18 protein-coding genes are annotated in these 19,027 nt (G+C 68.8%); 10 read left to right on the top strand and 8 right to left on the bottom strand.

Translation table 11 applies throughout. The features are described 5' to 3' along the window. Nucleotides 1–335: 335 nt before the first annotated feature. The 8 genes from PUT80_RS28220 to PUT80_RS28185 all read left to right on the top strand — a co-directional run bounded on the left by PUT80_RS28220 (nucleotide 336) and on the right by PUT80_RS28185 (nucleotide 10,554). On the top strand, nucleotides 336–1,157 hold the full coding sequence (locus tag PUT80_RS28220; protein WP_043827107.1) for an HAD-IB family hydrolase: 822 nt from the start codon (nucleotides 336–338) through the stop codon (nucleotides 1,155–1,157). Between the two features lie 632 nt (nucleotides 1,158–1,789). Beyond that, the gene (locus tag PUT80_RS28215; protein WP_275294029.1) at nucleotides 1,790–3,592 is read left to right on the top strand and encodes a glycoside hydrolase family 3 protein; all 1,803 of its coding nucleotides are present in this window, start codon (nucleotides 1,790–1,792) and stop codon (nucleotides 3,590–3,592) included. Continuing rightward, nucleotides 3,589–4,869, top strand: a complete 1,281-nt coding sequence (locus PUT80_RS28210; RefSeq protein WP_275294017.1) for a DUF1343 domain-containing protein — start codon at nucleotides 3,589–3,591, stop codon at nucleotides 4,867–4,869. Before PUT80_RS28215 ends, PUT80_RS28210 begins: the two co-directional genes overlap by 4 nt. Nucleotides 4,870–4,880: 11 nt before the next feature. Then, entirely contained in the window at nucleotides 4,881–6,632 is a 1,752-nt protein-coding gene (locus PUT80_RS28205; protein WP_275294016.1) for a serine hydrolase, read from the top strand. Nucleotides 6,633–6,843: 211 nt separating this feature from the next. Beyond that, nucleotides 6,844–7,845 (top strand): MurR/RpiR family transcriptional regulator, encoded by a 1,002-nt coding sequence (locus PUT80_RS28200; protein WP_037808359.1) that lies wholly within the window; start codon nucleotides 6,844–6,846, stop codon nucleotides 7,843–7,845. Between the two features lie 16 nt (nucleotides 7,846–7,861). Next, nucleotides 7,862–8,791: an N-acetylmuramic acid 6-phosphate etherase gene (locus PUT80_RS28195; RefSeq protein WP_107050897.1), complete on the top strand. Its 930-nt coding sequence runs from the start codon at nucleotides 7,862–7,864 to the stop codon at nucleotides 8,789–8,791. 91 nt (nucleotides 8,792–8,882) lie between these two features. Then, the gene (locus tag PUT80_RS28190) at nucleotides 8,883–9,959 is read left to right on the top strand and encodes a HoxN/HupN/NixA family nickel/cobalt transporter (RefSeq protein WP_037808363.1); all 1,077 of its coding nucleotides are present in this window, start codon (nucleotides 8,883–8,885) and stop codon (nucleotides 9,957–9,959) included. Nucleotides 9,960–9,975: 16 nt separating this feature from the next. Then, nucleotides 9,976–10,554 (top strand): hypothetical protein, encoded by a 579-nt coding sequence (locus PUT80_RS28185; RefSeq protein ID WP_134728506.1) that lies wholly within the window; start codon nucleotides 9,976–9,978, stop codon nucleotides 10,552–10,554. Between the two features lie 69 nt (nucleotides 10,555–10,623). Here the strand turns inward: PUT80_RS28185 and PUT80_RS28180 are convergent, their stop codons facing one another. After that, the gene (locus PUT80_RS28180; protein ID WP_238603934.1) at nucleotides 10,624–11,064 is read right to left on the bottom strand and encodes a carboxymuconolactone decarboxylase family protein; all 441 of its coding nucleotides are present in this window, start codon (nucleotides 11,062–11,064) and stop codon (nucleotides 10,624–10,626) included. An 83-nt stretch (nucleotides 11,065–11,147) separates the two neighbouring features. Between PUT80_RS28180 and PUT80_RS28175 the strand changes: the two genes are divergently transcribed. Next, on the top strand, nucleotides 11,148–12,026 hold the full coding sequence (locus PUT80_RS28175) for a sigma-70 family RNA polymerase sigma factor (protein ID WP_037808366.1): 879 nt from the start codon (nucleotides 11,148–11,150) through the stop codon (nucleotides 12,024–12,026). A 2-nt stretch (nucleotides 12,027–12,028) separates the two neighbouring features. Here PUT80_RS28175 and PUT80_RS28170 read toward each other — a convergent pair whose 3' ends face one another. Then, on the bottom strand, nucleotides 12,029–12,904 hold the full coding sequence (locus tag PUT80_RS28170; RefSeq protein WP_037808367.1) for an aldo/keto reductase: 876 nt from the start codon (nucleotides 12,902–12,904) through the stop codon (nucleotides 12,029–12,031). Nucleotides 12,905–12,992: 88 nt separating this feature from the next. Between PUT80_RS28170 and PUT80_RS28165 the strand changes: the two genes are divergently transcribed. Further along, nucleotides 12,993–13,562 carry a TetR/AcrR family transcriptional regulator gene (locus tag PUT80_RS28165; protein WP_037808368.1) on the top strand — a complete coding sequence of 190 codons (570 nt, stop codon included), beginning with the start codon at nucleotides 12,993–12,995 and terminating at the stop codon, nucleotides 13,560–13,562. Here PUT80_RS28165 and PUT80_RS28160 read toward each other — a convergent pair. From PUT80_RS28160 to PUT80_RS28135, 6 genes are all read right to left on the bottom strand, one after another. Further along, nucleotides 13,547–15,367 carry a GAF domain-containing protein gene (locus PUT80_RS28160; RefSeq protein WP_037808369.1) on the bottom strand — a complete coding sequence of 607 codons (1,821 nt, stop codon included), beginning with the start codon at nucleotides 15,365–15,367 and terminating at the stop codon, nucleotides 13,547–13,549. The genes PUT80_RS28165 and PUT80_RS28160 overlap by 16 nt on opposite strands. Then, nucleotides 15,364–16,671 (bottom strand): MFS transporter, encoded by a 1,308-nt coding sequence (locus PUT80_RS28155; protein ID WP_134728510.1) that lies wholly within the window; start codon nucleotides 16,669–16,671, stop codon nucleotides 15,364–15,366. Before PUT80_RS28155 ends, PUT80_RS28160 begins: the two co-directional genes overlap by 4 nt. Before the next feature lie 34 nt (nucleotides 16,672–16,705). Beyond that, the gene (locus PUT80_RS28150; protein ID WP_134728511.1) at nucleotides 16,706–17,455 is read right to left on the bottom strand and encodes a 3-hydroxybutyrate dehydrogenase; all 750 of its coding nucleotides are present in this window, start codon (nucleotides 17,453–17,455) and stop codon (nucleotides 16,706–16,708) included. A 93-nt stretch (nucleotides 17,456–17,548) separates the two neighbouring features. Then, on the bottom strand, nucleotides 17,549–17,776 hold the full coding sequence (locus tag PUT80_RS28145; RefSeq protein WP_134662040.1) for a hypothetical protein: 228 nt from the start codon (nucleotides 17,774–17,776) through the stop codon (nucleotides 17,549–17,551). A 29-nt stretch (nucleotides 17,777–17,805) separates the two neighbouring features. Further along, nucleotides 17,806–18,528: an oxidoreductase gene (locus tag PUT80_RS28140; RefSeq protein ID WP_134728512.1), complete on the bottom strand. Its 723-nt coding sequence runs from the start codon at nucleotides 18,526–18,528 to the stop codon at nucleotides 17,806–17,808. Further along, the gene (locus PUT80_RS28135) at nucleotides 18,525–19,022 is read right to left on the bottom strand and encodes a phosphoribosyltransferase (protein WP_037808373.1); all 498 of its coding nucleotides are present in this window, start codon (nucleotides 19,020–19,022) and stop codon (nucleotides 18,525–18,527) included. Before PUT80_RS28135 ends, PUT80_RS28140 begins: the two co-directional genes overlap by 4 nt. Between the last annotated feature and the right edge of the window lie 5 nt (nucleotides 19,023–19,027).

Here is a 19,027-nt window from a genome sequence, read left to right as displayed (position 1 = left end):
AGGGCCGCAAACATGGCCCAGACAACGATATCGGGACAGAAGTGAAAATTGTTCGCCGACGGGAAAACGGGGGAGAATAGAAGGCGGCCCTCGCCAGGGGGGAGGGACGAGGGCCGCCAGGGGGTTCAGCCCCGGGGGGTCGGACTGAACCAGCCCGGTTCAAGACCGGGTCCGTTCACTGTAACTCCGTTAGCTATGAGTTGGCTGTGTGAGTGACACATACGATTCGATAACGGCACCCGAGGCCGTAAGCGAGCCGATGTCATCGATTTTCCGGCCGTCGCCACGACCGGTGTGCTGCCAACAACACGGCGCGGTACGCCTATCCTGATCACGTGGCCGAACCCCGCAGCGAAGAAGCACCCCGGCGCGTAGCCGCCTTCTTCGACCTCGACAAGACGATCATCGCGTCGTCCAGCGCGCTCGCGTTCAGCAAGCCGTTGCTCCGCGAAGGACTGATCAACCGCCGTGCGGCGCTGCGAAGTGCTTACGCGCAACTGGTTTTCTCGCTCGCCGGCGCGGACGCGGACAAGACCGAGCGGATGCGCGCCGAGGTTTCCGCGTTGTGCGCGGGCTGGGATGTCGCGCAGGTTTCCGCGATCGTGCGCGAAACCTTGCACGACGTAGTCGATCCGCTCGTTTACGTGGAGGCGACCGACCTCATCGCACAGCACCTCGACGACGGACACGACGTGATCGTGCTGTCCGCGACCGGCGAGGAGGTCGCCGCCCCGGTCGCGGAGATGCTCGGCGCGACCCGCTGCGTCGCCACTCGCATGGAGATCGTCGACGGCCGCTACTCCGGCGAGGTCGATTTCTATTGCTACGGCGAGAACAAAGCCGTCGCCGCGAAGCAGCAGGCCGCGACGCACGGCTACGACCTCGCAGACTGCTTCGCCTACACCGACTCCAGCACCGACATCCCCCTGCTGGAGGTAGTGGGTCACCCGCACGCGGTGAACCCCGACAAGCTGCTGCGCCGGACCGCGGACGAGCACGGCTGGCCGGTCCTCGCGTTCGAGCGGCCGATGTCGCTGCGGACGCGGATCCCGGCGAAGTCCGCGGGCATGGTGGCGCTCGGCGTGGGGGCCGTGGCGGCGGGCGCGACCTGGTACAGCCTGAGCCGGCGCCGCCGGTCCCGGGGCGCCGACAACTGAGCACCCGCGTGGCGGTACCAAAACGCCGGTTTCCGCAGCTAGGTCCGTTGCTGTGGGTGGTGTTGTCACCGGATCGAGCCTCTGTACCGGTGCACCCGTACGCGCACTTGAAGTGACCGCGCTCACGGCGTAGAAAGTAGGTGCGGACGTTGATTCGGCCAGGACAGAGGTAGAAGAGAAGCCTCTGTCACCCCGGGCAACCTCCGTGCGCGGACTCCGGGTACCCACGCGCAGCACGCCGCGGGAGGCTCGTCGTCTAGGGACTGCGTACCGGGACGCCGGACGCCGAGTCCATGAAGGTACGACCAGAGTTGCACGCTTGGTCGCCCGAGATGTTCGCGCTGACTGGCGGTGCCCGTTGGCCTCGGCTGACGGGCGCCGCCAGTGTTATTTCGGCACCCCCTTGCGCAGCGGACCGAGCCCGGCTCGAAGAAATCCGCGCGCGGCCTGACGTCCTCCCAGGTGAACCCTCTCGTTCCTGCGCTCGGCCGATGGACAACCCCGTATCGCGGTGAGTAGCTTCCCGATACCGGTGCTGCCCGGTGGACGCTTCACGACTCGCGTCCGCACCCGCGGCGGCACGCGACACTGGGAGGCAATTCGTGACGAACCGACTCGCGCGCACGCGGAGGATGCAGGTGTTCGCCGTTCCCCTTGCGGGGGTGCTCGCCGTCGGGGGGTTGAGTTCCTCGGCGTTCGCGGCGCCGAAACAGCCGCAGCAGACACCCCAGCAGACGGCCGCGCAGCTCGACGCCGCGGCCGCACGGGCTCTGCGCGGCATGAGCCTGGAAGAAAAAGTGGGGCAGCTGTTCGTCACGTGGGTGAACGGCAAGTCCGCGGACGAGGTCAACCCGAAGAACCAGACCGACTTCGGCGTCGACACCGCCGCCCAAGCCGTGCAGAAGTACCACCTCGGCGGCGTCATCTACTTCAACAACTCCAGCCGCGACAACTTCGACGACCCGACGCAGGTCGCGAAGCTGTCCAACGGCCTGCAGCGCGCCGCGATCTCCAGCGGCGCGCACATCCCGCTGCAGATCGGCACCGACCAGGAGGGCGGCACGGTCACGCGGATGGGCGCGCCGGCCACCGAGTTCCCCAACTCGATGGCCATCGCCGCCGGCCGCGACGCCGGCAGCGCGACCAAGGCCGCCACGATCCTCGGCCACGAGCTGCGCGCGGTCGGCATCAACCAGGACTACGCGCCGGACGCGGACGTCAACTCCAACCCGGCCAACCCGGTCATCGGCGTCCGGTCGTTCTCCGGACGACCCGACCTGGCCAGCAGTTTCGTGACCGCGGAGGTCAAGGGCTACCAGGACTCCGGGCCGGCGAGCCAGACCGTCTCGTCCACCGCGAAGCACTTCCCCGGCCACGGCGACGCGGCCACCGACAGTCACACCGGGCTGCCGAAAATCGACCGCTCCGAGGCGGACTGGCGCAAGATCGACGTGCCGCCGTTCAAGGCCGCGATCGCCGCCGGCATCGACTCGATCATGAGCGCGCACATCCAGTTCCCGAGCCTCGACCCGTCCGGTGAGCCCGCGACGCTGTCGAAGCCGATCATCACCGGCAAGCTGCGCGGCGAACTCGGCTACAACGGCGTCGTGATCACCGACTCGCTCGAGATGCAGGGCGTGCGGGAGCTGCACAGCGACGCCGAAATCCCGGTTCTCGCCTTGAAAGCGGGCGTGGACCAGCTGCTCATGCCGGTGCACCTGGACGTCGCGATCAATGCGGTGATCGCCGCGGTGAAGTCCGGCGACCTGCCGATGCAGCGGATCGACCAGAGCGTGCTGCGGGTGCTGAAGCTCAAGCTGAAGCGCGGAATCCTGCACTCGCCGTTCGATAACCCGTCGCAGGTCATGAAGAAGGTCGGCACGCCGGAGCACCTGGCTACCGCGCAGGGCATCGCCGACCGGTCGATCACCGCGATCGCCAATGACGCCGGGGTGCTGCCGCTCAAGCAGAAGCCGTCGAGCGTGCTGGTCACCGGCTGGGGCGCGACCACGACGCAAACGCTTGCCGACCGCTTCACCGCGCACGGCACCAAGGCGACCGCGCTGGCCACCGGGCAAACCCCGACCGACACGCAGATCGCCGAGGCCGCGGCGGCCGCGAAGCAGAACGACGTCGTCGTGGTACTCACCAACAACCTCGGCGGTTTCCCCTTACAGGGCAAGCTTCTTCAAGCACTCATGGACACGGGCAAGCCGGTGGTCGCGGTCGCCGCGCAGATTCCGTACGACGCCGGTTACGCGAACCCGGTGCCGACCTGGCTCGCTACCTACGGGTACATCACGCCGTCGCTCGAAGCGCTGGCGAAGGTCGTGCTCGGCGAGACGAAGCCCAGCGGGAAGCTGCCGGTCGACATCCCGGCCGGGGCGGACGTGCACACCGTCAAATACCCCTTCGGACACGGGCTGACCTGGTGACTCTCAACCGCAGGAATTTCCTGGCCGTTCCGGCGCTCGCCGTGCCAGTGCTGGCGAGCAGCTCGACAGCGGCACAGGCAGCACAAGCGACACCCGAAGCACCGCAAGGCGAGTTGGAACACCGGGTGCTCACCGGTGCCGAACAGCTCGCCTCGCAGGGCTGGCGTCCGCTCGCCGGACGCAAGCTTGGCGTGCTGTCCAACCCGACGGGCGTGCTCGCCAACGGCGACCACATCGTCGACTCGATGGTCGCGGCGGGCGTACGTCCCGTCGCGGCCTTCGGGCCGGAGCACGGCTTTCGCGGCAGCGCGCAAGCCGGTGGCTCCGAAGGCGACTACACCGATCCGCGCACCGGCATCCCCGTGTACGACGCGTACGGCGCGAACGCGACGAAGCTCGCTTCGCTGTTTCGGAAGGCCGGACTGGACACTGTCGTCTTCGACATCGCTGACGTCGGCGCGCGCTTCTACACGTACATCTGGTCGCTGTACACGGCGATGGTCGCCGCAGCGAAGGTCAACGCGGCCTTCGTCGTCCTAGACCGGCCGAACCCCATCGGCGGACGACTGTCCGGCCCAGTGCTCGACCCGAAGTTCTCGTCCGGCGTCGGGCTGAAGCCGATCGCGCAGCAGCACGGGATGACGGTCGGCGAACTCGCGCGGTTCTTCGCCGCCGAGTTCCTGCCCGGCGAAGGCGTGAAGCTGGCGAAGCTCGAAGTCGTCCAGGTACGCGGCTGGCGACGCGACACCTTCTTCGCCGACACCGGTCTCCGTTGGGTCCTGCCAAGCCCGAACATGCCGACGCCGGACACAGCGCTCGTTTACCCGGGCACAGGCATGTTCGAGGGCACCGTGTTCTCCGAAGGACGCGGCACCACAAGGCCGTTCGAGATCATCGGCGCGCCGGGCCTCGACTGGCGTTGGCGCGAAGAGCTCGAGAAGCTCCACCTGCCGGGCGCGGCGTTCCGCGAGATCTACTTCGTGCCCACCTTCGGCAAATTCGTGAACGAGCCCTGCGGCGGCGTACAGGTCACCGTCACCGATCCGCGGGCCTTCGACGCCATCAGCACCACCGTCTCGATGTTCGTGACGGCCAAGCGCGTCGCGCCCGACAAATTCGGCTGGCGGCCGGACCACATGATCGACAAGCTGTCCGGATCCGCGCGGCTGCGCACCATGGTCGACGCCGGCGCCGGGGTAGACGAGATCACCGGCGCGTGGCGCGCCGAACTCGCCGACTTCGCCCGCAGACGCCGCCCCCACCTGATCTATCGCTGAGGAGAGCGGTCATGCGTGCTAGGAAAGTGCTCGTCGCGACGTTGGCCGTACTGGTCGCGGCCACGACGACCGCGGGAGCAGCCACGATCGACAACCGACACGGCTTCGCCGGGCGTTTCGACCGTCCGCAGCACGGGTTCGCCCCGGCGAGCACGACGCTGCGCGACGGCAGCCCGGGCGAGGTCAACCTCGATCCGCAGCCGATCCGCGACGCCGAACAGTTCCTGAAGAGCTGGACGCAGCCGGACGCCAGCGGGCATCCGCACTTCTCCGGCGCGGTCGGCCTGCTCGCGCACGACGGCGTGGTCGTGGACCGCTACGCCGTCGGCGGCGCGCTCCGGTACGCCGACGCCAAGGGCACCGAACTGCCGCCGGACCAGCAGGTCCCGATGCGCAACGACACCATTTTCGACATGGCGTCGATCTCGAAGCTCTTCACCTCGATCGCCGCGCTGCAGCTGACCGAGCAGGGCAAGCTGGACGTCAACGCGCCGGTCGTGCGCTATCTGCCGGAGTTCGGCGTCAACGGCAAGCAGGACGTCACCGTGCTGCAGCTGCTCACCCACACCTCGGGCTTCGACGCCGACCCGTCACCGTCGCTCTGGGCTGGCTATCCCGACATCCCATCGCGGCGCAAGGCCATCCTCGACAGCCCGCTCAAGAACGCGCCGGGCAGCACTTACCTGTACTCCGACCTCAACATGCTCACCCTGGGCCTGCTGATCGAGAAGCTGTCCGGCAAGCCGCTGGACCAGGTGGTGCACGACCGCATCACCGCGCCGCTCGGCATGGTCGACACCGGCTACAACCCGCCCGCGTCGAAGCTCGACCGCATCGCCGCGACCGAGTACGAGACCACGCCGCCGCGTGGGCTCGTGCGCGGACAGGTGCACGACGAGAACGCCTGGTCGCTCGGCGGCGTCGCCGGGCACGCCGGCGTCTTCTCCACGGCGAACGACATGGCCGTGCTCTCCCAGGCCATCCTCAACGGCGGCAGCTACCGTGGGCACCGGATCCTGCGGCCGGACACCGTCACCAAGATGCTGACGAACTACAACCAGCGCTTCCCCGGCGACGAGCACGGGCTCGGCTTCGAACTGGACCAGCCCTGGTACATGGGCGCGCTGGCGTCGCCGATCAGCGCGGGCCACACCGGTTTCACCGGCACCACGCTGGTCATCGACCCCGAGTCGCGGTCGTTCGCGTTGCTGCTCACCAACCGCGTGCACCCCACGCGCACCTGGGGTTCCATCAACACCGCCCGCCAGGTCTGGGCGACCTCGCTCGCGAAGGCGATGGCCGTGCGGCCGGTCCAGGGTCCCGATGCCTGGTACGCGAGCCTGGGAAACAACGGCGTCGCTACGCTCAGTACCCAACCGCTTCCAGCAGGTGCACCACTGCGCGTCTCCTTCGCCGCTTTCGTCGACACAGAGGGCCCGAGCGACCCGCTGCAGCTCGAATCGAGCACCGACGGGGTTAATTGGCAACCTGTTCCGCTCCAGGCCCGTGGCCCGGGCGCACCCGGCGACGAGACGTCCGCGCTCGGCGGACACGGGCACCGCTCCTGGTGGCGGGTGTCCGCGGAGGTGCCCGCCGCCGCGGCTACCTCGCTCCGGTGGCGTTACAGCACCGATCCGAATTACACGGGACGGGGAGTTTCCCTCGATAGTGTGAAAGTCACCCAACGCGGCCACGTCGTTCTCGATGGTGAGCGAAACCCCTCGGAGCTGGCCTCTTCGGGCTGGAATTTGAGCGCTCGGTAGGCACCCCGCCGCGCATTGCCACCTTCGTGTCCCCACTCAGTGGAACAAGACTCCTTCGCTAGACACACTTAGTTGCCAAGTCGTTAGCTTGAGGTCGTTAACACCGTGGACTCGGTTGGCGACTTTCTTGACAACGATTAATCGCAAACCGAAGTCCGCAGACACGGACGGGTTGTGGTTCTGCCGAAGGATGTGGGTAGCCTTGTCGCAAATGCCAACGGTTAGTAACTTTCCGACGGCGGATGATGCGGGATCCGTAATCAGCAGCGCACCCTCCGAGCACCTCGCAGGTCAGGCGACGGCGCGCGACGCGGATGCGAGCCCCCTGGTCCGCATTCGCTCGCTGCTGCCCGGACTCGCCCGGGCCGAGCAGCGGGTCGCGAAGGTTGTCCTGGAAGACCCGGCCGCCGTCGCGCGCCGCAGCATCACCGAGGTCGCGCTCGCCGCGAACACCTCCGAGACCACCGTGACGCGCTTCTGCAAGGCCGTCGGCGTCGGCGGCTACCCGCAGCTGCGCATCGCGCTCGCCGCGGACACCGCCCGCACCGAGGCGCGCACCTCGCGCAACCTCGGCGGCGAGATCGGCCCCGGCGACGACCTGGCGTCCGTCATCGGCAAGGTCAGCTTCGCCGACGCGCGCGCCGTCGAAGAGACCGCCGACCAGCTCGACGTCGCCGCGCTGCAGAGCGTGATCGACCTCGTCGCGGAAGCCGGCCGGGTCGACGTGTACGGCGTGGGCGCAAGCGCTTTCGTCGCCGCTGACCTGCAGCAGAAGCTGCACCGGATCGGCCGCGTCAGCTTCTCCTGGTCGGACACGCACATCATGCTGACCTCGGCCGCCGTGCTGAAGCCGGGCGACGTCGCGGTCGGCATCTCGCACACCGGCGCGACCACGGACACCGTCGAGGCGCTGCGGGTCGCGCGCGAGCACGGCGCGGTGACCGTCGCGGTCACGAACTTCCCGCGCTCGCCGATCACCGAGGTCGCCGACCACGTGCTCACCACGGCGGCCCGCGAAACCACCTTCCGGTCCGGGGCCACCGCCAGCCGGATCGCCCAGCTGACCGTCATCGACTGCCTCTTCATCGGCGTCGCGCAGCGGCACATGGAGGCGTCGGTCAGCGCCTTGGACGCCACGAGGGACGCGGTCGGCTCGCACCGGCTCGGGGTCAGACCCGACGGTCGTCGTCGTCCGCGGGAAACCGGCAAATGAACCAAGAAGCGAGGATCTGATGTCCGTCCCTTGCCAGACGGTGCACGTCGATTCGCCCACCGAACAACGAAACCCGCGCACGGTGGACATCGATCTGATGTCCACCATGGGGATCCTCGGCGCGATCAACGCCGAGGACCGCCGGGTGCCGGACGCGGTGGCCGCGGTGCTGCCGCAGCTGGCCCGCGCGGTCGACTACGCCGTCGAGGCGCTGCGCGGCGGGGGGCGCGTGCATTACGTCGGCGCGGGCACCTCGGGCCGCCTCGCGACGCTGGACGCGGCTGAGCTCGTGCCGACGTTCAACGTGCCCGGCGACTGGTTCATCGCCCACCACGCGGGCGGCGAGAAGGCGCTGCGGCAGGCCGTCGAGAACGCCGAGGACGACGCGGACGCCGGCGCGGCGGAAATCGCCGGGTCGGTGCGGCAGGGCGATTTCGTGCTCGGTCTCGCGGCCTCCGGGCGCACGCCGTACGTGCTCGGCGCGCTCGCCGAGGCCAGCCGGATCGGCGCGCACACCGGGCTCGTCTCGGCGAACCCGCGCGCCGCGCAACCCGTGGGCGTGGACGTCCTGATCGCCGTCGCCACCGGTCCGGAGGCCATCGCGGGCTCGACCCGGATGAAGGCGGGCACGGCGCAGAAGCTGATCCTCACCGCGTTCTCCAGCGCGACGATGATCAAGCTGGGCAAGACCTACTCGAACCTGATGGTGAGCATGCGCGCGACGAACGCGAAGCTGCGCGGCCGCACCATCCGGATCCTGCAGGAAGCCACCGGCATGACGATGGCCGACTGCTCGGACGCGCTCACCGAAGCGGGCGGCGACCTCAAGGTCGCGCTCGTGCACCTGCTGTCCGGCTGCGACGTCACGCGTTCCGCCGAGGCGCTGTCCGCGGCGGGCGGGCACGTCCGCAAGGCGCTCGACTCGCTGCACCTGCGCGCCGGCTGAGCTTTACCCGATTGTCCGTGAAGGGCCCCTTGCGAGAATCTGATTCCCGCAAGGGGCCCTTCACGGCTTTCCGGCGAGCGAGAGGACGGCGATGACACAGCGGCTCACTCGCGGCGACCGGTGGTCGATCGGCGGCATGGCGGCCGTGATCCTGCTGCTCAACCTCGTCGGCTGGGGGTTGCTCGTGCTGGTGGTCGCGCCTGAGCATTACGCGCTCGGTGCGGGCGGCACCTTCGGCATCGGCCTCGGGGTCACCGCGTTCACGCTCGGCATGCGGCACGCCTTCGACGCCGACCACATCGCCGCCATCGACAACACCACGCGCAAGCTGATGGCCGACGGGCAGCGTCCGCTGTCGGTCGGGTTCTGGTTCTCCCTCGGGCATTCGACGATCGTCTTCGCGCTGTGCCTGCTGCTGTCGGCGGGCGTCCGCGCGATCGCCGGGCAACTGGAGGACGACGGTTCCGCGCTGCACGAGACGACCGGCCTGATCGGCACGTCGGTGTCCGGGGTTTTCCTGTACCTGATCGCGATCATGAACCTGGTCGTGCTCGTCGGGATCGCGCGCGTGTTCGCCCGGATGCGCCGCGGCGAACTGGACGAGGCGGAACTGGAACGTCATCTCGACAACCGCGGCCTGATGAACCGGCTGTTGCGCGGAGCCACCAAAGCGGTGCGGAAGCCGTGGCACATCTATCCGGTGGGAGTCCTTTTCGGACTCGGTTTCGACACCGCGACGGAAATCGGATTGCTCGTGCTCGCCGCGGGTGCGGCCGCGTTCTCCTTGCCCTGGTACGCGATTCTCGTGCTGCCGATCCTGTTCGCCGCCGGAATGAGCCTGTTCGACGCCGCCGACGGCGTGCTCATGAACTACGCATACGGCTGGGCGTTTTCCCGTCCGATCCGGAAGATTTACTACAACCTCACGGTCACCGCGCTTTCCGTGGCGGTCGCGCTCGGCATCGGGACCATCGAACTGGTGACGCTGCTCGCCGAGAAGCTCGGCATCACGTCCGGCCCGCTCGCCGCGATCGCCTCGGTGGACCTCGACTACGTGGGCTTCGCGATCGTCGGACTGTTCGTGATCACCTGGTCGGCCGCGTTCGCGATCTGGAAATTCGGGAGAATAGAGGAGAAGTGGGCCGCGCGGCTGGGTGCCGCCGACTGACACCGCAGGGGGCATCGTGAAGGGACAACTGCCGATACTGGCCAGAGCGCTGGCGCTCGTGTTCCGCCGCCAGACCGACGTGCCGCCGGACGGCGTCGCGATCCACTACAGCCGCGGCATCCGTCCGCTGTTCTGGGTGATGCTGGCGGTCAACCCGGTCGACATCGTGCTGGTCGAGGTCGTGGTGAAGTCGGTTCCGGTGCGGATCGTGTTGCTGGTGCTGGAAATCCTGGGCGCGCTCGCGTTCTTGGCACTCGTCGCGACGCTCTACAAGTACCCGCACGCAGTCAGCGGCGACGGGCTCCGCGTGCGGTACCTGTCCTTCTTCGACCATCGGATCCCGTTGGCCAGCATCGATTCGGTCCGGCAGGCGAGCCGGTCGCTCAAGGAACGCGGCGGGGTCAGCGTGCCCGAAGACGGGGTACTGGCCGTGGGAATCAGCCAGGCGACCAACATCTCGGTCACCCTGTGCGCACCGCGGCTGGTCGACCTCGGCCGCAAGGGCACCGTCGAGATCACTCGGCTCGACCTCTGGGCCGACGATCCGCGAGCCGCCGTCGCGGCGATCCGGGACCAGCTGCCCGCGAGCGTGTGAAGCTGCCGGGAGCGGCGGCGGATCCCCCTGCCGCCGCCCCGGCACCACCCCCAGTACCCCCAGCGCGCCTCAGAACGAGCCGACCGGCTGGCGGATCGCGGCGTTGAGCCGGTTCCACACGTTGATGCCGGCGATGGACAACAGCAGCGACGAGAGCTCCTTCTCGTCGTAGATGTCCGCGGCGGCGTCCCAGACCTCGTCCGGCACCGGGTCCGACCGGTCGGCGAGCCGGGTCACGTGCTCGGCCAGGTCCAGCGCGGCGCGCTCGGCGTCGGTGAAGTACGGCGATTCGCGCCACGCGCCGACGCCCCAGATCCGCTCGTCCTTCTCGCCCGCTTCCTTCATCTCCCGCGAGTGCATGTCGACGCACATGCTGCAGCCGTTGATCTGGCTCACCCGCAGGTGGATCAGGTGGTGCGTGGTCGCGGGCACCGTGCTGTCGTTCGTGGCCTTGCTCAGCGCCATCAGCGCCTTCATGGCGTCCGGCTGAACCTGGATCGGGTGGGTCATCCGAGCCTGCATGGTGATCTCCTCCTGTCACGCCCGCCTCGTTAGGCGGGTCTTGCTGGTATGACCCGGCCCAAGGAGAAGATGTGACAGTGCGGGACGAAAAACAGGACGAGAATTTTTGGGCGGCTCAGTTCGAGGAGCATCGGCCCAGGTTGCGGGCGGTGGCGTACCGGATGCTCGGTTCGTTCGCCGAGGCCGACGACGCCATCCAGGAGACCTGGCTGCGGGTGACGCGGTCGTCGGGAGAGGACGTCCGCAACACCGGCAGCTGGCTGACGACGATCGTGTCGCGGCAGTGCCTCAACATGCTGCGCTCGCGCGCGAGCAGGCGCGAGGATCCGCTGGACATCCGGGTGCCGGACCCGGTCGTGGAGACCGGGGACGGCGTCGATCCGGCGGAACAGGAGGTCCTCGCGGACTCCGTGGGGCTCGCCCTGCTGGTGGTGCTGGAGGCGCTCGACCCGGCGGAACGGCTCGCGTTCGTCCTGCACGACATGTTCGCCGTGCCGTTCGACGAGATCGCGACGATGCTCGACAAGAACACCGCCGCGGTGCGGCAGCTGGCGAGCCGGGCGCGCCGCCGCGTGCAGGGGGTGACCCCGGCCGGTCCGGCGGATCGAGCACAGCAGCGCAAGATCGCGGACGCCTGGCTCACCGCTGCGCGCGGCGGCAACCTCGAGGGGCTCGTCGCCCTGCTGCACCCGGACGCTCTGCTGCGCGTCGACACCGGCGGACTCGGCTCGAAGGTCGTGCGCGGCGCGGCCGAGGTCGCGGGCAGCGCGTCGCAGTTCCGCCCGGACGGTCTGGTGTCGCAGTACGCGACCGTCAACGGCGGTCCTGGCTTCATCGCCCGGCGCGACGGGAAGGCGGTTTCGGTGCTGTCGTTCACCGTGGCCGACGGGGTGATCACGGAGATCAACATCCTCGCCGACGTCGAGCGGATCGCGGCGCTGAACTTCTGAGGTCAGCCGAGCCGGTCCAGGGCGGCTACCGCTTCGGCGGGCAGCTGCACCTGGCCGGCCGCGAGGTTTTCGGCGAGATGCACGGAGCTCGCCGTGCCCGCGATCAGGAGCGTGCCCGCGTAGCGTTGCAACAACCAGGCCAGCGCGACCTGCGCCGGGGTGCAGCCGAGTTCGGCCGCGACGCCGGTCACGACCGGATTGCCGCGCACGTCCTGGCCCAGCTCGAACGCGGAGCCCAGCGGGAAGTACGGCACCCACGCGATTTCGTGTTCCCGGCACAGCTCCAGCACCGGTTCCGTGGCGCGGTAGAGCACGTTGTAGGAGTTCTGCACACAGACGATCTCGGCTCCGAGCGCGTGCCGGAGCTGGTCGGCGGACACGTTGCTGAGCCCGAGCGAGCCGATCTTTCCCGCGTCGCGCAGGGAAATCAGCTCGGCGAGCTGGTCGTCGATGTCGACGAGCTGGTCGCCTTCCGCGATCAGACCGGGTCCGGCGTCCGCGCGGCGCAGGTTGACCACGTCGAGTTGTTCGACGCCGAGCGCGGCGAGGTTGGCCTCGACCTGCGCCCGCAGTTGCTCGGGCTGTTGCGCGAGCCGGAGCCCTTGCGCTGATTCCTCGGCCCCGACCTTGGTCACCACGACCAGGTCGTCCGGATAGGGCGAGAAGGCTTCGCGGATCAGGTCGTTGCAGCGGCCGTCGCTGTAGAACTGGGCGGTGTCGAGGTGGTTCACGCCCGCGTTGGCCGCCTCGCGCAGCAGTTTCACCTGGTCAGCGCGGTCGGTTCCGGGGCGGCCGAGTTGCATCACGCCGTAGCCGATTCGCGCGACCTCGCGGCCGGCGAGCTTCGCGGTACCGCCTGGAGCAGTGGTTGCCGTCATGAGGAAAGACTCCTGCCGTGGCATAGTGGAAGATGATGCGGAGGCGCCTCCGTATTTCCACCGTAGCAGAAACGGAGGGCCCTCCGCTTTGTCGAGCGCCAAGAAACCGCGCGCGGACGCCGAACGCAACCGGCTCCGCCTGCTCGCTGCTGCCCGCAAAGCGTTCGGCGAAGGCGACGAGCCAGTGACGTTGGAACGCGTCGCGCGCGAAGCGGGTGTCGGCATCGGGACGCTCTACCGTCACTTCCCTACCCGCGAAGCACTGGTCGAAGCGCTGTACCGGGACGAGTTGGCTCAGGTCGTCGCGAGTGCGCCGAAGCTGCTTGAGAGCGAGAAGCCGCTTCGCGCGCTGCGCCGGTGGATGGACCGCTTCGCCGAGTACGCGAGTACGAAGTACGACATGGCCGACACGCTGCGCGCGATCATCGAGGCGGGCACGGTCGACATGACGCAAGTCCGCGCCGAACTGACCGAGGCCGTCCAGCTGATCATGGACGCGGGCGCGGCCGATGGCACGCTTCGGACGGACGTCCGGGCGCAGGACGTGGTCGTGACGGTGGTCGGTGCGTGCAGCATGCGGACGCTGCCGGACGGGCCCGAGCAACTGGACCGGATGCTCGATCTGATCCTCGCCGGGGTCCGTCAGCCGCCGAGTTGATGCACGCGCAGCGCGAGCTGGATCTCCAGCGAGCGTTCGGGCTCGCGCCAGTCCTCGCCCAGCAGCACCGCGAGGCGTTCCATCCGCTGCGCGACCGTGTTGACGTGGACGTGCAGGGTTTCCTTTGCCCGCGCCAAATTCCCGCCTGCCGCGTAGTACGCACGCAGCGTGCCGATGAGGTCGGTGCCGCGGCGGGCGTCGTAGTCGAGGACCGGTCCGAGTGTCGCGCGGACGTAGCCGGACAGGTCGGAATGCCTGCCGAGCAGGACGCCGAGGAACCCGAGGTCGGCCATCGCCGCGCCGTCGCCTTCGCGGCCGAGAGCAAGCAGAGTATTAACGCATCGAACAGCTTCAGTGTACGCCTGCGCCAACGCTTCCGGACCGCTCGCCGGGCCAGCCGCGCCGACGGTCACCGGACAGTCCACAACGGACTTCAACTCGGCCGCGATCCGTGCCGCCGCAGGCTGATCCGGCGCGAGTGCGACAACTTGCTCCGCGTGAACACCGACCAAATCGCCGTATCGCGCACAGGCTGCAGCGAGCCCGCGTCGAGAAATACCGGACGCGTGCGCGACCAAGACCGCGTGCGGTGCGGACAAATCGACCCCCAACCGGCGTGCGCGAGCGACCAATGAGCCTGGGTTGCGGGTCGGCGCGGTGAGCAGGTCGGTCAGCAATTCGCCGCGCACTTGATCCTCGGCTTGCGCGACGGAACGACGCAGCAGCAACAGCAAGGCCGTGACAACCGCAGCCCGTTCAAAGAGCCGACGATCGTCCCCGGCTAGCTCGGGCCGCCCGGAGAGCGTCAGGCTGCCGAGCAGTTCGCGGCCCGCCCGCACTGCGCAGACCCATGCGTCCTTTGTGGACACAGCGCGGCCATTGGCGTGCGATGAAGCAACCGCGGCAGCGTCAAAATCGACCGCAGTACCGGCCAGCAGGCCGCCTTCCTCGTCGTGCACAGCGATCGATCCGCGCAACACACCGGCCACTTCCGCTGCCACCGCGGGCAAATCCGCGCCGCCGAGCACCAGGTCCATCAACCGGTCATGCGCGTCGTCGGCGCGGCGCATCGTCGCGTTGGCCGCGTTCAGCTCCGCGGCCGCGGAGCGCGTTTCTTCCAGCAGATGCGCGGTGTCCAACGCGATCGCGGCGTGCGCGGCCAGCGACGACAGCAGCGCGACTTCCGCCGTCGAGAATGCCCGCGACGACCGGTCGGACGCATACAGCACGCCCAACACCTTGCCGCCGATCGCCAGCGGCACGCCGAGGATCGCCTTCAACCCCTCTTCGCGGACACCCGCGTCGATCGGGTTTGTGTGCCGGAACCGCTCGTCCTCGAAGTAGTCCGCGGTCGCGTATGGACGCGCGGTTTGCGCTACCAGCCCGCCGAGCCCCTCGCCCATCCCCAGGACAATCTGCTGGAACAGCGCCGAAACCGACCCGTCGGTGACCCGGATGTACGTCTCGCCGTTCGCCTCGTCGTTGAGGCTGAGGTACGAAACGTCCACGCCCAGCAACGTCCGCGCGCGCCGGACAATCGACCGCAGCACCGCGTCCGGATCGCGCAGCCGGGCGAGGTCGCTCGCGGTGTCGAACAACGCGGTCAGCTCGGCCTCCCGTCGCCGATGCTCGCTGAGCGTCTCGCGGATCCGCAACGCCAGCTCGGTCGCCGAACCGATCGCGGCGGACTGTTCCGCGGACAACCCCCGGGCAGCGACGTGCGCCAGCTGCTCGCTGCTCGCTCCGGCGGCGAGCAGTTCGAGCAGCCGGCGATACGCCTCGGCAGTGGGGTCCACACCCGTCATGCTGTCATTGAAGCCTGCCGTTCGGCCGCCGTCTCGTGCAGCGACGCGCCGCGCGTCTCCCGGGCGGCGAGCAGCGCGACCAGCGACAACAGGCACATCGCGACCACGTAAACCGAAACCGGCACCGTCGAGTGGTACGCCTCGAACAGCGCAACCGCGATCAACGGCGCGACCGCACCGGCCGCGATGGACGACAGCTGGCCGCCGACCGAAAGCCCGGTATAGCGCACGCGCGTCGGGAATTGTTCCGCGAAGAACGCCGCCTGCGGCCCGTACATCGCACCGTGCACGACGAGCCCGATCACCGCCGCGCCGATCACCGAACCTGTCGTGCGCAGGTCGAGCAGCCAGAAGAAACCGAACGACCACGCGGCCATCCCGACCACGCCGAACAGGTACACCGGCTTCCGGCCGATCTTGTCGGACAGCAAGCCCCACAAGGGAATCGTCACGAAGTGCACCGCGGACGCGACGAGCACCGCGGTCAGCCCGGTCGCCTTCGGCAGGCCGAGTCCGGTGGTCACGTAGACGAGAATGAACGCGGTGATCACGTAGTAGGACACGTTTTCCGCGATGCGCGCGCCGAACGTCACCGCCAGCGCGCGGAAGTGCCCGCGGAAGACGTCGACAATCGGTGCCTGCTCGCGCTCGTCCGCGGCAGCCTTCGCCGCGATGAACACCGGCGATTCCGAAACCGCCAGCCGGATCCACAGGCCGAGCACCACCAGCACGCCGGACAGCAGGAACGGAACCCGCCAGCCCCAAGCCTGGAAAGTCGCGTCCGACTGCGCCGATGCCAGGATCGTGAGCACCGCGGTGGCCAGCAGGTTCCCGGCCGGAACGCCGGTCTGCGGCCACGACGCCCAGAACCCGCGCCGCCGGTCGTCGCCGTGCTCGGACACCAGCAGCACCGCGCCGCCCCACTCGCCGCCGAGGGCGAAGCCCTGGATCAGCCGCAGCAGCGTGAGCAGGACCGCTGCGAGCACGCCGACCGCGCTGTAGGTGGGCAGCAACCCCATCGCGAACGTCGAGCCGCCCATCATCAGCAGGCTCACGACCAGCAGTTTCTTGCGTCCGATCCGGTCGCCGAAGTGCCCGAACACGAGCCCGCCGATCGGCCGCGCGAGGAAGCCCACCGCGTAGGTGAGCAAGGCGAGCAAGGTGCCGGTGAGCGGGTCGGCGGTCGGGAAGAACAGCTTGTTGAAGACCAGCGCGGCGGCCGAGGTGTAGAGGAAGAAGTCGTACCACTCGATGGTGGTTCCGATCAGCCCGGCTCCGACGACGCGCAGCAGCTTTTTGTCCATAATGGACTCCACTCCGTTGTGGGGAAAGGGGGATTCAGCCAGCGGTCCAGCCGCCGTCAACGGGAAGCGACGCGCCGGTGACGTGCCCGGCGGACTCGCCGCACAGCCACACCACGAGATCGGCGACGTCCTCGGGTTCGATCAATCGCTTGATCGCGGCCCGGCGCAGCAAAACCTGTTCCAGCACTTCTTCCGGCGGCACCCCGTGCTCGGCCGCCTGCGCTTCGATCTGCCCCGTGACGAGCGGCGTACGAACGTAGCCGGGGTTCACGCAATTACTGGTCACGCCGTGCTCGGCGCCTTCGAGAGCGGCCACTTTGGACAGTCCCTCGAGCGCGTGTTTCGCCGTGACGTAAGCAGCTTTGTACGGACTCGCCCGCACGCCGTGCACGCTGGACATGTTGACGATCCGTCCCCAGCCGCGCGCGTACATCGCGGGCAGGCACTGGCGGATCAACAGAAACGGCGCGGTCACCATCAACGACTGGATGAAAGCGAACCGCTCCGGCGGGAATTCCGGCAACGGGGCGACGTGCTGCACGCCCGCGTTGTTGACGAGCACATCGACGTCCGCGGGCAGCCTCGCCAGCGCCGCCGGGTCGGTGAGGTCCACGACGTGCGCCTGCCCGCCGACCTCAGCGGCAGCCGCCTCCGCCCCGGCGACGTCCACGACGTGCACCTTGGCCCCGGCGGCGCCGAACGCCCGCACGCAGGCCAGCCCGATGCCACTGCCGCCGCCGGTCACCAGCGCGGTGCGCCCGGCGAGGGAACTGTCACTGGTCATGGCCGGAAACAGTAAGTCGCTCCGACCTGGGCGACCATGGGTCAATCCACCACAGAACGCTGATTCTCTATGTGGTCAGCCCACGCTGGAAACTTAATCTTCGTCCATCACGATCAGCTCGAACCCGTGGCCGTTGCAGGTGGGACACACCGCGTCGAACACGGCACCACCGCCATGGCAGTCCGGGCAAAGGCCGTCGTGCCAACTGGTTCCCGAGACGTCGCAATGCGGCCGCGGGTAATGGGTATCCGGCAGGCAGCATTCCGCGCCGGTTTCGGCGTGTCGCCGACGGCAGAGGTCGCGTCCTCCAGGCTTGATCATGCCTTCAGCATCACACAGCTCGGCCCGGGTCAGCCAGCGGCCGACGAGATGCTCCGCGCCTCGCTCGCCCCGATTTCGAACGCCTCGCAGCAGAAGAGCAGCCACTCGCGCACGCCGTCGGCCGTCCCGCCAGCGAACCCTTGCGCCAGCTCGACATACCGCGGCACCCGCCGGAAATAGGCGACTTCCGGCACCGTCAACGCCTTCGGGTCAAGCCCGGTGGCCACCATCGACAGGCGAGCCGCCGCCCGGGCGACCACCCCGTCCGCCGAACCGAACGGCGACAGCGCCAGCAGTTCGCCGTGCACCACCGCGGTCAGCACCGGCCCGGGCACCGAGGTCGCGCCGGTGACGAGCTGAGCCAGCATCTCCAGTCGCTCGCCGCCGCGCTGCGGACGGCCGAGCTGGTCCGGATCGGACACCACGTCCGACGCGGCCAGCAAATGCAGCCGGGCCACCGTCTGCAACGGAGCCCGCCGCCACGTCGGCAGCAACGACTCCAGCTTCTCCGCGACCCGCAGCGCCCCGGCGAGCAGCGGGTCGGTCACCGAACCGTCTTCCGGCAGCTCGGGATTGGCCCCGTCGATCCCCGCCGAAGCCCGAGCTGCCCGAACCGAAGCCTCCGCCGCGGTCTCCGCGCCGCCCCGCAGGTTCGCGGGCAGCCGGTGCACGGCGAAGACGGCGTCCTGCGCGGCCTTGGCTGCCGCGGCGACGCCGTCGAGCTCCAGCAATGGCTTCAGGGGATCACTCATGCGTCGAGCACCTGCCCCGCGCGCTCCACCACCGGAGGCAGCACCGACCAGGGGAAGTTGATCCACCGGTCAGTCCGCTTCCACACGTATTCGCACTTCACCGTCGACGCGGGCTTCTCGTAGACCACCGCGCACCGCACGTCCGCGACGTGGTCGGCGCAGAAGTCGCGGACCAGCTTGAGCGTCGCGCCGGTGTCCGCGACGTCGTCGGTGACCAGCACCTTCTTGTGTGTGAGATCCACCACGTTGGGCACCGGCGGCAGCATGACCGGAAGGTCCAGCCGCTGGTCGACGCCGGTGTAGAACTCGACGTTCATCACGTGCAGGTTCTTCACGTCGAGCGCGTACCCGAGCGCGCCGGCGACGAACAGCCCGCCGCGCGCGATGGACAGGATGAGGTCGGGCGCGAACCCGTCCTCGGCCACCGCCTCCGCCAGCTCCCGGCTCGCCGAACCGAACAACTCCCAGGTGAGGTTTTCTCGCTCCTCGGCCATGCGCG

The sequence above is a fragment of the Amycolatopsis sp. La24 genome, from assembly GCF_029087445.1.
GTDB classification, from domain to species: Bacteria; Actinomycetota; Actinomycetes; order Mycobacteriales; family Pseudonocardiaceae; genus Amycolatopsis; species Amycolatopsis nivea.
Note: the sequence above shows the minus strand (reverse complement) of the source record. Positions and strands in the feature narration are given on the sequence as shown.

Bases quoted from the DNA above. Each gene is read 5' to 3' on its own strand.
- PUT80_RS28215 (WP_275294029.1), top strand. From the start codon at position 1,790: ATGCAGGTGTTCGCCGTTCCCCTTGCGGGGGTGCTCGCCGTCGGGGGG.
- PUT80_RS28205 (WP_275294016.1), top strand. From the start codon at position 4,881: ATGCGTGCTAGGAAAGTGCTCGTCGCGACGTTGGCCGTACTGGTCGCG.
- PUT80_RS28200 (WP_037808359.1), top strand. From the start codon at position 6,844: ATGCCAACGGTTAGTAACTTTCCGACGGCGGATGATGCGGGATCCGTA.
- PUT80_RS28190 (WP_037808363.1), top strand. From the start codon at position 8,883: ATGACACAGCGGCTCACTCGCGGCGACCGGTGGTCGATCGGCGGCATG.
- PUT80_RS28180 (WP_238603934.1), bottom strand. From the start codon at position 11,064: ATGACCCACCCGATCCAGGTTCAGCCGGACGCCATGAAGGCGCTGATG.
- PUT80_RS28170 (WP_037808367.1), bottom strand. From the start codon at position 12,904: ATGACGGCAACCACTGCTCCAGGCGGTACCGCGAAGCTCGCCGGCCGC.
- PUT80_RS28160 (WP_037808369.1), bottom strand. From the start codon at position 15,367: ATGACGGGTGTGGACCCCACTGCCGAGGCGTATCGCCGGCTGCTCGAA.
- PUT80_RS28155 (WP_134728510.1), bottom strand. From the start codon at position 16,671: ATGGACAAAAAGCTGCTGCGCGTCGTCGGAGCCGGGCTGATCGGAACC.
- PUT80_RS28150 (WP_134728511.1), bottom strand. From the start codon at position 17,455: ATGACCAGTGACAGTTCCCTCGCCGGGCGCACCGCGCTGGTGACCGGC.
- PUT80_RS28145 (WP_134662040.1), bottom strand. From the start codon at position 17,776: ATGATCAAGCCTGGAGGACGCGACCTCTGCCGTCGGCGACACGCCGAA.
- PUT80_RS28140 (WP_134728512.1), bottom strand. From the start codon at position 18,528: ATGAGTGATCCCCTGAAGCCATTGCTGGAGCTCGACGGCGTCGCCGCG.
- PUT80_RS28135 (WP_037808373.1), bottom strand. From the start codon at position 19,022: ATGGCCGAGGAGCGAGAAAACCTCACCTGGGAGTTGTTCGGTTCGGCG.